Annotated in this window: 11 protein-coding genes; all 11 read left to right on the forward strand. The window is 34.3% G+C overall.

The window, feature by feature from the left end; genetic code table 11:
- Nucleotides 1–6 precede the first annotated feature (6 nt).
- The 11 genes from rseP to ribF all read left to right on the forward strand — a co-directional run bounded on the left by rseP (nucleotide 7) and on the right by ribF (nucleotide 14739).
- On the forward strand, nucleotides 7–1263 hold the full coding sequence (gene rseP, locus CN601_RS13580) for an RIP metalloprotease RseP (protein WP_098171321.1): 1257 nt from the start codon (nucleotides 7–9) through the stop codon (nucleotides 1261–1263).
- Nucleotides 1264–1418: 155 nt separating this feature from the next.
- The gene (locus CN601_RS13585) at nucleotides 1419–3116 is read left to right on the forward strand and encodes a proline--tRNA ligase (protein WP_098171322.1); all 1698 of its coding nucleotides are present in this window, start codon (nucleotides 1419–1421) and stop codon (nucleotides 3114–3116) included.
- Nucleotides 3117–3277: 161 nt separating this feature from the next.
- The gene (locus CN601_RS13590) at nucleotides 3278–7585 is read left to right on the forward strand and encodes a PolC-type DNA polymerase III (protein ID WP_098117477.1); all 4308 of its coding nucleotides are present in this window, start codon (nucleotides 3278–3280) and stop codon (nucleotides 7583–7585) included.
- Between the two features lie 233 nt (nucleotides 7586–7818).
- The gene (gene rimP, locus CN601_RS13595) at nucleotides 7819–8292 is read left to right on the forward strand and encodes a ribosome maturation factor RimP (protein ID WP_098117476.1); all 474 of its coding nucleotides are present in this window, start codon (nucleotides 7819–7821) and stop codon (nucleotides 8290–8292) included.
- Nucleotides 8293–8308: 16 nt separating this feature from the next.
- A complete protein-coding gene (gene nusA, locus CN601_RS13600) occupies nucleotides 8309–9433 on the forward strand; it encodes a transcription termination factor NusA (protein WP_098117475.1) in 1125 nt (374 codons plus the stop codon).
- An 8-nt stretch (nucleotides 9434–9441) separates the two neighbouring features.
- Nucleotides 9442–9711, forward strand: coding sequence for an RNase P modulator RnpM (gene rnpM, locus CN601_RS13605; protein ID WP_098117474.1), 270 nt, complete (start codon nucleotides 9442–9444; stop codon nucleotides 9709–9711).
- Complete coding sequence (locus tag CN601_RS13610; protein WP_098117473.1) at nucleotides 9708–10007, forward strand: YlxQ family RNA-binding protein; 300 nt, start codon at nucleotides 9708–9710, stop codon at nucleotides 10005–10007. The genes rnpM and CN601_RS13610 overlap by 4 nt, the downstream gene beginning before the upstream one ends.
- Before the next feature lie 23 nt (nucleotides 10008–10030).
- On the forward strand, nucleotides 10031–12205 hold the full coding sequence (infB, locus tag CN601_RS13615) for a translation initiation factor IF-2 (RefSeq protein WP_098117472.1): 2175 nt from the start codon (nucleotides 10031–10033) through the stop codon (nucleotides 12203–12205).
- Between the two features lie 186 nt (nucleotides 12206–12391).
- Nucleotides 12392–12739 carry a 30S ribosome-binding factor RbfA gene (gene rbfA, locus CN601_RS13620; RefSeq protein ID WP_025568543.1) on the forward strand — a complete coding sequence of 116 codons (348 nt, stop codon included), beginning with the start codon at nucleotides 12392–12394 and terminating at the stop codon, nucleotides 12737–12739.
- Between the two features lie 71 nt (nucleotides 12740–12810).
- A complete protein-coding gene (gene truB / locus CN601_RS13625; RefSeq protein WP_098117471.1) occupies nucleotides 12811–13722 on the forward strand; it encodes a tRNA pseudouridine(55) synthase TruB in 912 nt (303 codons plus the stop codon).
- 72 nt (nucleotides 13723–13794) lie between these two features.
- Entirely contained in the window at nucleotides 13795–14739 is a 945-nt protein-coding gene (ribF, locus tag CN601_RS13630; protein WP_098171323.1) for a bifunctional riboflavin kinase/FAD synthetase, read from the forward strand.
- The last annotated feature ends 60 nt before the right edge of the window (nucleotides 14740–14799 follow it).

The raw sequence follows: 14799 nt of genomic DNA on the forward strand, positions 1-14799 counted from the left end.
AATTACATGAATACAGTAATCGCGTTTATCGTAATTTTTGGCGCACTTGTATTTTTTCATGAACTAGGTCATCTATATTTTGCAAAACGTGCTGGTATATTATGTAGAGAATTTGCAATTGGATTTGGTCCAAAGGTTTTCTCGTTTTATCGAAATGAAACTACATATACAATAAGATTATTACCACTTGGTGGCTATGTTCGATATGCTGGAGAAGATCCGGAAATGGTACAAGTTAAGCCTGGCTCACATATCGGATTACAATTTAATGCAAATAATGAAGTAACAAAGCTTGTTGTTGATCAATTTGATCGTTTCCAAGACCTTCGTTTTGTTGAAGTAGATTCGATTGATTTAGAGCATAAGCTTGAAATTATTGGAATAGAAGAAGGTTCTGAAGAAGTTTCTAAATTCAATGTAAATGAAAAAGCGTTCGTTTATAGTGAAGGACAAGGTCATCAAATTGCACCGTATAACAGACAATTTAATAGTAAATCTGTTGGTAAAAGAGCGATTGCAATTTTTGCTGGTCCGATGATGAACTTTATTTTAGCTTTAGTCATTTTCATCTTACTAGGTTTACTTCAAGGAACACCTGTTAACGATGCAAAAATCGGTAAGCTACTTCCAAAAGGTGCAGCGCAAACGGCTGGTCTAAAAGAAGGAGATGCAGTTTTATCAATTGATAATCATTCAGTTTCGAAATGGGCAGAAGTAGTTAAGGTTGTAAGAGAAAGCCCGGGAAAAGAATTATTATTTAAAGTTAAACGCGATAACAAAACGATTTCGCTTCCAGTTACGCCAAAATCAGAAGAAATTGATCATAAAGTAAATGGCTTAATTGGTGTATATGCGCCAGTTGAGAAAAATGTTTTTTCTTCGATTAAATACGGAATAACTGAAACGTATGGTTGGACAAAAGAAATAGTTTTAGCAGTTGGCCATTTAGTTACTGGTCAATTCTCTATTAATAATCTTTCTGGTCCTGTTGGTATTTATCAAGTGACAGATCAAGCTGCACATTCAGGTATATTCTATTTAATGAAATGGGCAGCATTCTTAAGTATCAACCTTGGTATTATGAATTTATTACCACTACCAGCTCTTGATGGTGGTAGACTGACATTTTTTGCTATTGAAGCATTAAGAGGAAGACCGATTGATCGCCAAAAAGAAGGTGTTGTTCACTTTATCGGTTTTGCGTTATTAATGTTATTAATGATTATCGTAACTTGGAACGATATTAAAAGATTATTCTTATAAGAAGCTCTGTTTAATTTAAACGTGTAATGAGAATCGCGTCTTACTTGCTAAAAAAACGGACTTAGTGAGCCCGTTTTTTTAGTGGGAGCGGATTCTTATCATTATTAGTAAAAAAAGAATTTGAGAATAAAAGAAAAAATATGAGGTGAATCCTTTTGAAACAAAGTATCGTATATAGTCCAACCCTTCGCGAAGTACCATCAGATGCAGATATTAAAAGCCATCAGTTATTATTAAGAGCAGGCTTTATTAGACAGAATGCATCTGGTATATATAGTTTTTTACCACTTGGGAATAAAGTTCTTCAAAAAGTAGCGAATATCGTTCGAGAAGAAATGAACAATGCGGGTGCGATGGAAATGTTAATGCCATCAATGCAAGCACAAGAATTATGGGAAGAATCAGGTCGTTGGGAAAATTTCGGTCCAGAATTAATGCGATTAAGAGATCGTCATGGTAGAGGATTTGCTCTAGGTGCAACTCATGAAGAAGTTGTTACTTCAATTATTCGCGATGAATTAAAATCGTATAAAAAGTTACCGATTACACTTTATCAAGTTCAATCTAAATTCCGAGATGAAAAACGTCCTCGATTTGGATTACTACGTGGTCGTGAGTTCTTAATGAAAGATGCTTATTCATTCCATGCGACTCAAGAGAGTTTAGATGAAGTGTATGATCGACTATTTACTGCTTATAGTAATGTATTTACTCGCTGTGGTCTGAATTTCAGAGCGGTTGTAGCAGATTCAGGTGCAATGGGTGGTAAAGATACACATGAGTTTATGGTGTTATCTGACATCGGTGAAGATACGATTGCGTTTTCGAATGAATCTAACTATGCAGCAAATATTGAAATGGCTCCAATTATTACAAATTATGAACCATCAGACGAGCCGCTAGAAGAAGTTCAAAAAGTAGAAACGCCAAATCAAAAAACAATCGATGAAGTTATTGAATTCTTAAATTTACCGATTGAAAAAAGTATTAAATCAATTATTTTTAAAGCAGACGAAAATTTTGTTTTAGTTCTTGCTCGTGGTGATCACGAAATCAACGATATTAAATTGAAAAATTATTTAGGTGCACATTCGGTAGAGCTTGCTTCTAAAGAAGAAGTAAAAGAGCTAATGAACTGTGAAATCGGATCATTAGGTCCTATCGGCGTGAAATCTGATTTATTAGTTTTAGCTGATCAAGCAATTAAAGGAATTGTAAATGGTTGCTGTGGAGCAAATGAAGAAGGTTACCACTACATTAATGTTACTGTAAATCGCGACTATAATGTTAAAGACTTTGTAGATTTAAGATTTATTCAAGAAGGTGACCTATCACCAGACGGTAATGGTACAATCTCATTTGCTAAAGGAATCGAAGTAGGACATGTATTCAAGCTTGGTACAAAATACTCTGAATCGATGAATGCAACATTCCTTGATGAAAATGGTAAATCAAATCCAATTATTATGGGATGCTACGGAATCGGTGTATCTCGTACATTAGCTGCAATTGTAGAGCAATATAATGATGAAAAAGGTATTGTATGGCCTAAAAATCTAGCACCATTCGATGTACATGTTATTACTGTAAATACAAAGAATGAAGAGCAAGTTACTCTAGCGGATGATATCTATAAAACATTAAAAGAAATTGGACAAGATGTATTACTAGATGATCGAAATGAACGCGTAGGCGTTAAGTTCGCAGATGCAGATCTTTTCGGTATTCCTGTTCGTGTAGTAGTTGGTAAGAAAGCTGCAGAAGGAATTGTAGAATTAAAAACTAGAGATGGACAAGTTAGTAAAGAAGTAGAAATTTCTAACCTTGTGAATGAAATAAATATGTTAAAATAAAATAAAAGTGGGTCGACCTCTTAAAGGGTGACGAGCACACAAATAATGAAAGTACCTCTTTTTTGAGAGGTACTTTCAATTTTTAGTCAAAATCTAGACTTTTATAATTTCAAAAATGTATTGCATTTTTCATTGCAATTTTTTAAAAGGTTGGTGAAAGAATGGGACAAACTCGAGAGGAACGTTTTCAGCTATTATTAGATCAACTTCAATTTCCTCAAGAAATGCGAGAACTGTATTTTAAAAACGGAGAAATCGTAAATCTTGAAGTAAATAAAACTGAAAAAAAATGGCAGTTTACTTTTAAAATAGAAAATGTTTTACCTTTTGCAACGTTTCAAGTTTTTGTTACAAGTTTATTAAGGACGTTTAAACATATAGCAGATGTTTCAGTAGTTATTAAAACAGATAACTTAACTATTGAAGAACAAAAAGTAATCGATTATTGGTCATTTATGATTCAATCAGTTGAATCAAAATCTCCAATTTTACAACATATAGAAGGAGCAATACCTTCAGTTGAAAATAATAAAGTAACGATTAATTTAAATAGTCTAATTGAAGAAAATACATTTACAAGTAGATATGTACCTCAGCTTCAAGACTTATACCAAAAAGTAGGTTTTCCAAAATTATTTTTTGAGAATACGATACTTGAAAATGTAGAAGAAAAAGCCGAGTTTCTTGAGAAAAAGGCTGAGGAAGATCGCAAAAGAGCGATGGAAGTACTTGTTGAATTAGATAAGAGAGAGGCAGAAGAGGCTGAGGGAGATGAACCACAAGGTCCTCTAGTTGTCGGTTATTATATTAAGGAAACAGAAATTAATACAATCTCATCAATCATTGAAGAAGAAAAACGTGTTGTAGTCCAAGGTTATGTATTTGATTCAGAAGTACGTGAACTTAAAAGTGGCAGGGTCTTAATTACGTTTAAAATGACAGATTACACTAGCTCAATACTAGTGAAAATGTTCTCTAGAGACAAAGAAGATATCCCGATGTTAAATAGAATCAAAAAGGGTATGTGGTTAAAAGTTAGAGGATCAGTACAAAATGATACATTTGTACGTGATTTAGTGATGATGGCAAATGATATTAATGAGATTACTCCTGAAGAACGGAAGGATAAGGCCCCAGAAGGTGAGCGCAGAATCGAGTTACATGCACACACTCATATGAGCCAAATGGATTCTGTAGTTTCAGCAGGAGACTTAGTTAAGCAAGCAAGTAAGTTTGGACATGAGGCGATTGCGATCACGGATCATGCAGTTGTACAGTCCTTCCCAGAAGCATTTGGAACAGGTAAAAAACTTGGTGTGAAAATATTATATGGTGTTGAAATAAATCTAGTAAATGATGGTGTTCCAACAGCATATAATCCATCTCATGTCTCATTAGAGGAAGCAACCTATGTTGTATTTGACGTAGAGACAACTGGACTATCAGCGGTTTACGATACGATTATCGAATTAGCTGCTGTTAAGATTCATAAAGGTGAAATTATTGATCGATTTGAACGATTCGCAAATCCACATCACCCTTTAAGCGCAACTACAATCGAATTAACCGGAATTACAGACGAAATGGTTAAAGATGCTCCAAATGTAGACGTTATTCTTCGGGAATTTAAAGAGTGGATGGGTGACGATATACTTGTCGCACATAATGCATCATTTGACATGGGCTTTATTCAAATGGGCTTTAAAAAGTTTGATATTGGTATTACGAATAACGGTGTAATTGATACGCTTGAGTTAGCTAGAAACTTGTATCCAGATTTTAAAAACTTCCGCTTAAATACACTATGTAAAAAATTCGATATTAACTTAACACAACATCATAGAGCGATTTATGATGCTGAAGCAACTGGTTTCTTGCTTCTAAAGATGCTTAAAGATGCAGCAGAGCAGGATATGAATTATCATGACGAGCTAAATAATAATATGGGGAAAGGCGATGCGTATAAAAGAGCAAGACCATCACATGCGACTTTACTTGCAACGAATGAGATAGGTCTAAAAAACTTGTTTAAAATTGTTTCATATTCCCATCTTCATTATCATCATCGAGTTGCAAGGGTACCTAGATCATTATTAGTAAAACATCGTGAAGGAATACTAGTTGGATCTGCTTGTGATAAAGGTGAAGTTTTTGAGGCAAGTGTTCAAAAATCTCCTGAAGAAGCAGAAAAGCTAATGGAGTTTTATGATTATATCGAAGTATTGCCACCAGAAACATTATTACATTTAATAGAATTAGAAATTGTTCGAAATGAACAACATTTAAGAGAAGTAATCTCAAAGCTAGTGAAAATGGCCGAAAAAGTAGAAAAAATTGTTGTTGGTACTGGTAACGTACATCATTTACAAAAAGAAGACCAGATTTATCGCAAAATCTTAGTTGGTTCTCAAGGCGGAGCAAATCCATTAAATCGACATCGCTTACCAGATGTTCATTTTAGAACAACTGATGAAATGTTAGCTTCTTTCGCATTTTTAGGAGAAGAAAAAGCAAAAGAGATTGTTGTTACAAATACTCAAAAAATTTCTAGTTTAATTGAAGATATTAAACCAATTAAAGATGACTTATATACTCCAAAAATTGAAGGCGCTGAAGATGAAGTTCGTGATATGAGCTATCAAATGGCAAGGTCGATTTATGGGGAACAATTACCTGAAATTGTAGAAGCGCGTCTTGAAAAAGAATTGAAAAGTATCATTGGGCATGGATTCGCCGTAATTTACTTGATTTCACATAAACTTGTAAAAAAATCATTAGATGATGGCTACTTAGTAGGTTCAAGGGGATCTGTAGGATCATCACTAGTTGCAACGATGACAGAAATAACGGAAGTAAATCCACTTCCACCACATTATGTCTGTCCAAATTGTAAACTCTCAGAGTTCTTCAATGATGGATCTGTAGGATCGGGATTTGATTTACCTAATAAAGATTGTCCAGAATGTGGAACAGCATTTAAAAAAGATGGACATGATATTCCTTTCGAAACCTTCCTTGGATTTAAAGGGGATAAGGTTCCTGATATCGACTTGAATTTCAGCGGTGAATATCAACCAACTGCTCACAACTACACAAAAGTACTATTTGGTGAGGACTACGTGTATCGTGCTGGTACAATTGGTACCGTAGCAGATAAGACAGCTTACGGTTATGTAAGAGGCTATGCAAATGATCATAATCTGACTTTACGAGGGGCTGAATACGATCGCTTAGCGATGGGATGTACGGGTGTTAAAAGAACAACTGGTCAACATCCAGGGGGGATTATCGTTGTACCAGATTATATGGACATTTATGATTTTTCTCCAATTCAGTTCCCAGCAGATGATGTAAAGTCTGAATGGAAAACGACTCATTTTGATTTCCACTCAATCCATGATAATTTATTAAAACTTGATATTCTTGGACACGATGATCCAACCGTTATCCGTATGCTTCAAGACTTAAGTGGAATTGATCCAAAAACAATTCCTACTGATGATCCTGAAGTAATGAAAATATTTGCGGGACCTGAGCCATTAGGTGTTTCAGAAGAACAGATTGGCTGTAAAACAGGTACTTATGGAATTCCTGAATTTGGAACAAAATTCGTTCGTCAAATGTTAGAAGATACGAAGCCATCTACATTTTCTGAACTAGTTCAAATATCAGGTTTATCACATGGTACCGATGTATGGTTAGGAAATGCGTCTGAGTTAATAAACAGCGGAACATGCTCTCTATCTGAAGTAATTGGTTGTCGTGATGACATTATGGTTTATTTAATTTATCAAGGATTAGATCCATCATTAGCATTTAAAATAATGGAATCTGTTCGTAAAGGTAAAGGTGTACCACCAGAGTGGGAAGAGGAAATGAGAAATAATAAAGTTCCTGCATGGTATATTGATTCTTGTAAAAAAATTAAGTACATGTTCCCGAAAGCGCATGCTGCTGCATACGTTTTGATGGCAGTACGAATTGCTTATTTCAAAGTACATCATCCAATTCTTTATTATGCTGCTTATTTTACAGTACGTGCAGAAGATTTTGATATTGAAGCAATGATCGCAGGTCCAAGTACGATCAAAGTAAAAATTGAAGAAATTGCCATAAAGGGATTAGATGCATCAGTTAAAGAAAGAAGTTTAATGACTGTACTTGAGTTAGCGTTAGAAATGTGTGAAAGAGGCTTTTCATTTGAAAAAATGGATTTATATCGATCAAGTGCCGATGAATTTTTAGTAAATGGTAATAAGTTATTACCTCCATTCAATTCGATACCGGGATTAGGGACGAATGCTGCTAAAAATATTGTATCATCAAGAGAAGACGGTGAATTCCTTTCAAAAGAAGATTTACAACAAAGAAGTAAAATTTCTAAAACAGTATTAGAATATCTAGATAAACAAGGATGTTTACAAAATTTACCAGATCAAAATCAATTATCACTATTCGATGGCTTTTAAAGTTTGCAAAACTTGGGAATTATGGTATAGTAAATACAGATGTGATTTAGCACGGGATTTTTTTTGGAGAGCAGGGGAACCTGCTCTTTCTTATTACCCAATTCATCTTTTACCGATGATTTTTACCTTAATTTTAGGTTACGATTATTGTGTAAATTGGAAATACTAAAGATAATTTCCCTGCTAAATAGCAGGGAATTTTCATCTTGTTATGTTTGGAAGGAGGATACTTCTTGAGTAAGAAGGTCACAGAGGTTGTAACGGAATTAGCGCAACCAATAATTGAACAACTAGGATTAGAATTAGTTGATGTAGAATACGTAAAAGAAGGAAAAGACTGGTTCCTTCGAGTATTTATAGATAGTGAGAATGGAATTGATTTGGAACAATGTGCCGGAGTAAGTGAAAAACTTAGTGAAGTATTAGATGAAAAAGATCCAATTGAAAATCTTTACTTCTTAGATGTTTCATCACCAGGTGCTGAGCGTCCATTAAAAAAAGAACAGGACTTTATCAAAGCGATTGGAAAACAAGTTTTCATCAAAACTTACGAGCCAATCCTTGACGAAAAGAAATTCGAAGGAAAATTAATATCCTATACGTCAGAGGAAGTTCAGTTAGAATTAACGATTAAAACGAGAAAAAAAATGATTACAATTCCAACACCAAAAATCGCAAGTGCAAGACTTGCTGTTACGTTTTTCTAAGTAGGGGGTACTTTTAATGAGTTCGGAGTTATTAACAGCATTAGAAATAATTGAAAGAGAAAAAGGAATTAGCAAAGATGTGGTAATTGAAGCGATTGAAGCGGCTTTAATTTCTGCTTATAAACGTAATTTTAATCAAGCACAAAATGTTCGAGTTGATTTTAACCTACATAATGGTTCAATTCGTGTATTTGCAAGAAAAGAAGTTGTAAGCAATGTGTTTGATACTCGTTTAGAAATTACTGTTGAAGAAGCTCAAACGCATAATCCAAACTTTATGGTTGGAGATGTCATTGAGTTAGAAGTGACTCCAAAAGACTTTGGACGAGTTGCTGCAACTACTGCTAAACAAGTAGTAACACAAAGAGTTCGTGAAGCAGAACGCGGTGTAATTTACTCTGAATACATTGATCGTCAAGAAGATATGATGACAGGTACAGTACAACGTATCGACTCTCGAGCAATCTATGTTAACTTAGGTAAAATAGAAGCAGTGCTTCCTGTAACAGAACAAATTCCAACTGAGAAATACAAAATCCATGACCGCATTAAAGTATTTGTTACAAAAGTTGAAAAAACGTCTAAAGGACCACAAATTTTTGTATCACGTACACACCCTGGATTACTAAAACGTTTATTTGAAACTGAAGTACCTGAAATATATGATGGAGTTGTAGAAATCCGTTCTGTAGCTCGGGAAGCTGGAGACCGCTCTAAAATTTCAGTCTATACATCAAATCCAGATTTAGATCCAGTGGGTGCTTGTGTAGGTCAAAAAGGGCAACGTGTTCAATCAATCGTGAATGAATTAAAAGGTGAAAAGATTGACATCGTACGTTGGTCTTCAGATCCAGTAGAATTTGTAGCAAATGCATTAAGTCCATCACAAGTCATTAGAGTTTTAGTTAATGAAGATGATAAAGCAACTACTGTAGTTGTGCCGGATCACCAATTGTCTCTTGCAATTGGAAAAAGAGGTCAAAATGCAAGATTAGCTGCGCGTTTAACTGGATGGAAAATTGATATTAAATCACAGTCAGATGCAGATAAAATTGGGATTGACTATACATCACCAGCACAAGAAGTAACAGTTTCTAATGATGGTTTTGAAGCTTACGCTGACGACTTTAATGAGGAGTGAGTAAACTCATGAATCGAAAAATCCCATTACGTAAGTGTGTTGTAACACAAGAAATGAAACCAAAAAAAGAATTAATAAGAATTGTGCGTTCTAAAGAAGGAGAAGTGTCAATTGATCCAAGTGGTAAAAAATCGGGTCGTGGCGCGTACTTAACAAAATCTGTTGAAGTTGTGAAACTAGCTCAACAAAAAAATACTTTAGAACAGCAATTAAACGCTAAAATTGATACTAGCTTATATGATGAACTTATTGCTTTTATTGAAAAGGATCCTACATGATAGATAAAGGATTGTCATTATTAGGACTTGCAGCTAGAGCTCGAAAAGTGGTTTCAGGCGAGGAGTTAGTTGTAAAAGAGGTCCAGCAAAAAAGAGCAAAGCTAGTGATTTTGTCAAAGGATGCTTCCGATTTAACCGCGAAGAAAATAAAAGACAAAACAACTTATTACAATACACCGCTTTGCTATGTTGAAAATCGATATGAATTAGGGCACGCAATTGGGAAAGATGCTCGCGTGGTCGTTGCAATTACTGATCAAGGATTTGCAACAAAACTTCAGACATTATTAAATTAATGGACTAATCTGGGGGTGAACGTATGACGAAAATTAGAATTTATGAGTATGCTAAAAAGCAAAATGTTTCAAGTAAGGAAATTATTGAAAGACTCAAGGATTTAAAAATCGAAGTAAAGAATCATATGGCCACAATTGCAGAAGATATTGTTGAAAAGTTAAATGTGAGTTTTCAACCTAAAACTGTTGAGATAAAACAACCCCAAAAAGCTAAACCTTCTTTTAAGGTAATTCCTGCATTTAATGTAGAAGTTAGTGAAGAGCTTGATTTCAAAGAAGATTATCAACTAGAAGAAACGGAAGTAAAGTCAAAAAAGAACAGTAATAAAAAGAAAAAGACTGATAGCCAAAAGCAAAGCAGTCAAAATGAAGATCGACAAACGACAGGGATAAAGAAAGGCATTCAAAATATGAATCATAAAAATAACTCGACCGATAATACATCAAATAAAATAATTTTCTCAGGTTCTTTAAAAGTATCTGAGCTTGCAAAAAAATTAGGTAAAGAACCATCAGAATTAATTAAAAAATTATTCATGCTTGGTATTATGGCAACAATTAACCAAGACCTTGATAAAGACACAATAGAATTATTAGCAAGTGACTATGGTGTTGAAGTAGAAGAAGAAGTAATTGTTGATGAAACAGAATTCGAAGGCTTTATTGATGAAGCTGATGATGAAGCTTCTTTAGAAGAACGTCCACCAGTTGTAACAATTATGGGTCACGTTGACCATGGTAAAACAACTTTACTTGACTATATTCGTAAATCAAAAGTAACTGCTGGAGAAGCAGGTGGTATCACTCAACATATCGGTGCTTACCAAGTTGACATCGAAGGAAAGAAAATTACATTCCTAGATACTCCTGGTCACGCCGCATTTACTACAATGCGTGCACGTGGAGCACAAGTTACTGATATTACAATTATCGTTGTAGCAGCTGATGACGGTGTTATGCCTCAAACAGTAGAAGCAATCAACCACGCTAAAGCAGCAGAAGTACCTATTATCATCGCTGTGAATAAAATGGATAAAGAAGCTGCAAACCCAGATCGTGTAATGCAGGAATTAACTGAACACGGTATTGTATCAGAGGCATGGGGTGGAGACACAATCTTTGTTCCAATTTCAGCATTAAATGGTGAGGGTGTAGATCAGTTACTTGAAATGATTCTTTTAGTTAGTGAAGTAGAAGAATATAAAGCAAATCCTACTCGTAAAGCACTAGGAACTGTAATTGAAGCTGAATTAGATAAAGGTAAAGGTTCAGTTGCAACATTATTAGTTCAAAATGGTACATTAAAAGTAGGAGATCCAATTGTAGTTGGTACTTCATTTGGTCGTGTTCGTGCGATGGTAAATGACTTAGGTCGTCGAATTAAAGAAGCTGGCCCATCAACTCCAGTGGAAATTACTGGTTTAAATGAAGTTCCTCAAGCTGGCGACCGCTTTATGGTATTTGCAGATGAGAAACGTGCACGTCAAGTTGGTGAAGCTCGTGCTTCAAAAGCAGTTCTTCAACAACGTAGCGAAAGCTCAAAATTATCTCTTGAAGATTTATTTGCTCAAATTCAAGAAGGTAATGTAAAAGAAATCAACTTAATTGTAAAAGCAGACGTTCAAGGTTCTGTTGAAGCGATGGCAGGTTCATTACAAAAAATTGAAGTTGAAGGCGTAAAAGTTAAAATTATCCATACTGGCGCAGGTGCAATTACTGAGTCTGATGTAATCTTAGCTTCAGCATCTAATGCAATCATTATTGGTTTCAATGTACGTCCTGATGTAAATGCAAAACGTACTGCTGATTTAGAAAATGTTGATATTCGATTACACCGTATTATTTACAAAGCAATCGAAGAAATTGAATCTGCGATGAAAGGTATGCTAGACCCTGAATTTGAAGAAAAAGTAATTGGTCAAGCGGAAGTACGCCAAGTATTCAAAGTATCAAAAGTTGGAACAATTGCTGGATGTTATGTAACTGATGGTAAAATCACTCGTGATAGCGGTGTTCGCTTAATTCGTGACGGTATTGTTGTATTTGAAGGTCAATTAGATACTTTAAAACGTTTCAAAGATGACGTTAAAGAAGTAGCTACAAACTACGAATGTGGTATTACAATCGAGAAATACAATGATATTAAAGAAGGCGACGTAATCGAAGCTTATGTAATGGAAGAAATTAAACGTAAATAACGAAAAATGAAGCGACTCACATTGCCCCCGTAGTAAGCTAATTAGAGGGGCAAGTCGCTATATGTAAGAAAAAGTGAACCGGTCACAAATGATTAGGTAAGCAACATAAATAATTATTTATACAATTAGTTAAACTAATCGTATGAAAGCACGAAATGTTTTGCTTTGTAAGATAGAGGTGAAAGTATGAAAGTAAGAGCACATCGAGTTGGGGAACAAATGAAGAAAGAGCTTGGTGAAATTATTGGTAGAAAAATTAAAGATCCAAGAATCGGCTTCGTAACAGTTACTGACGTTCAAGTAACTGGTGACCTTCAACAAGCTAAAGTCTATATTTCAGTATTAGGTGACGATGAACAACGTCAGAATACATTAATTGGTTTAGCGAAAGCAAAAGGATTTATTCGTTCTGAAATTGGTCAACGTATTCGTTTACGTAAGACTCCAGAATTAATTTTTGAATTTGATGAGTCAGTCGATTATGGTAATCGAATTGAAACATTGCTAACTCAAATTAATAAAGAAAATAACTGATAATGAATGGATAGGCGAGTGATTCGTCTATCCATTTTTCATCATGCAAAAAATAAATTATAGGTGATAAGATGAATGGCGTAATCGCACTGAATAAACCAGCAGGTCTTACCTCACATGACTGTGTCTTTAAAATTAGAAAAATTTTAAAGACAAAAAAGGTTGGTCATACAGGTACACTTGATCCCGAAGTAACAGGTGTTTTGCCAATATGTATTGGTGAAGCAACAAAGCTGATACCATATTTAACTGATGATCGTAAAAAATATATTGGTGAAATTACTTTAGGTTTTTCTACAACAACTGAGGATGCACATGGTGAAATAGTTGAGCAAAAGAATGTTGATCGAGTTATTACTCGTGAAGAAATTTTAACTGTTTTAAATCAATTAACAGGTGATATTCAGCAAACACCTCCAATGTATTCAGCAGTTAAAGTAAATGGTAAAAAGTTATATGAATATGCGCGAGCAGGAATCGAAGTTGAACGTCCAACTAGAACGATTACGATTTTTGAAATGATGTTACTTGATAATCGAGAAGTATTTGAAGGAGATACAATTTCATTTAAATTTGAAGTGTTCTGTAGTAAAGGTACATATATTAGGACGTTAGCTGTTCAAATGGGTGAACTGTTAGGGTATCCTGCACATATGTCTTATTTAACTAGAACAAAAGCTGGTGCATTTACAATAGATGATTGTGTAACATTAGAGGAACTAGAAGAAGCTACTGAAGCAGCAACTCTTGATCGTGTGATGCTAACGATGGAGCAAGCACTAAATGAGTATCCTCGTTTAAATGTGACTGCCGAAGAAGAAGTAAGAGTATTTAATGGTGGATTTTTTCCTAACACAATGAATTGTAAAGAAGAAGAATATATTGCAGTCTATAACGAAAATAACAAAATTATTGCAATGTATACTCCAAATCCTAAAAATAATCAAGTCATTAAACCAACAAGAGTATTTCATAACCAATAGAAAAAACTATATAAATTTTAATCATTGTTCTATAATGGGAAAAGAGACTTGATTATAGAAAAGGTGATATAAATGACAAAAGTAATAAAAATCACCCATCCTCATTCAATAACAAAAGAAGATTGTAAAGAAACGGTCTTAGCACTTGGCTTTTTTGATGGAGTACATATAGGTCATCAACAAGTCATAAAAACAGCCAAAGAGATTGCGGATGAAAAAGGATTATTATTATCAGTAATGACATTTGATCCTCATCCATCTGCTATACTTGGAAATCGTGATGATGCGATTTCTTATTTGACGCCTTTGGCACTAAAAGTGAAGTGGATGGAGAAACTTTGTGTAGACCAATTATTTGTAGTTGAATTTTCAGAGGAATTTGCAAATCTCCAACCACAAGAATTTGTCGATCAATATATTATTTCTTTAAATGCAAAACATGTTGTAGCTGGATTTGATTTTTCATTTGGAAAATATGGTAAAGGGAATATGGAATCATTACCATTCCATTCTCGAGGTGAATTTACTCAATCAACCGTAACGAAATTTGTTTTAGATGAAGAAAAAGTTAGTTCGACTCGCATTAGAGAAGCAATAAAAGCCGGTGAAATGGAAGATGCTACTCATTTACTTGGTAGACAGTATCAAATAAAGGGAATAGTTGTAGACGGGGACAAACGTGGTAGAACAATTGGATTTCCAACAGCTAATATTTCTGTTTCAATACCGTATGCATTACCTTCAGTTGGTGTTTATGCAGTAAAATGTATCGTTAACGGACAACTGTATGAAGGTATGTGTAATATAGGATACAAACCAACTTTTTATCATGAATTCCAAAAACAAACAATTGAAGTAAATATATTTGATTTTAGCGATGATATTTATGGAAATGAAGTAGAATTATTCTGGTACACAAGAATCCGTGATGAAAAGAAATTTAATGGAATAAATGAACTGATTGATCAATTACAAAAAGATCGAGAAACTGTAAAAAGTTATTTTCGAAATAACTAATTTACAAGACTTGCTTTTATAGTTAAAACAATGTAAACTTAATAAAGTATTTGAAAAACC

This window comes from Bacillus sp. AFS017336 (assembly GCF_002555445.1).
Lineage (GTDB): Bacteria > Bacillota > Bacilli > Bacillales > Bacillaceae_G > Gottfriedia.

What these genes read in the sequence shown, in the direction of transcription:
- rseP (WP_098171321.1), top strand. Translation starts at nt 7, where the DNA reads ATGAATACAGTAATCGCGTTTATCGTAATTTTTGGCGCACTTGTATTT.
- CN601_RS13590 (WP_098117477.1), top strand. Translation starts at nt 3,278, where the DNA reads ATGGGACAAACTCGAGAGGAACGTTTTCAGCTATTATTAGATCAACTT.
- nusA (WP_098117475.1), top strand. Translation starts at nt 8,309, where the DNA reads ATGAGTTCGGAGTTATTAACAGCATTAGAAATAATTGAAAGAGAAAAA.
- rnpM (WP_098117474.1), top strand. Translation starts at nt 9,442, where the DNA reads ATGAATCGAAAAATCCCATTACGTAAGTGTGTTGTAACACAAGAAATG.
- CN601_RS13610 (WP_098117473.1), top strand. Translation starts at nt 9,708, where the DNA reads ATGATAGATAAAGGATTGTCATTATTAGGACTTGCAGCTAGAGCTCGA.
- infB (WP_098117472.1), top strand. Translation starts at nt 10,031, where the DNA reads ATGACGAAAATTAGAATTTATGAGTATGCTAAAAAGCAAAATGTTTCA.
- rbfA (WP_025568543.1), top strand. Translation starts at nt 12,392, where the DNA reads ATGAAAGTAAGAGCACATCGAGTTGGGGAACAAATGAAGAAAGAGCTT.
- truB (WP_098117471.1), top strand. Translation starts at nt 12,811, where the DNA reads ATGAATGGCGTAATCGCACTGAATAAACCAGCAGGTCTTACCTCACAT.
- ribF (WP_098171323.1), top strand. Translation starts at nt 13,795, where the DNA reads ATGACAAAAGTAATAAAAATCACCCATCCTCATTCAATAACAAAAGAA.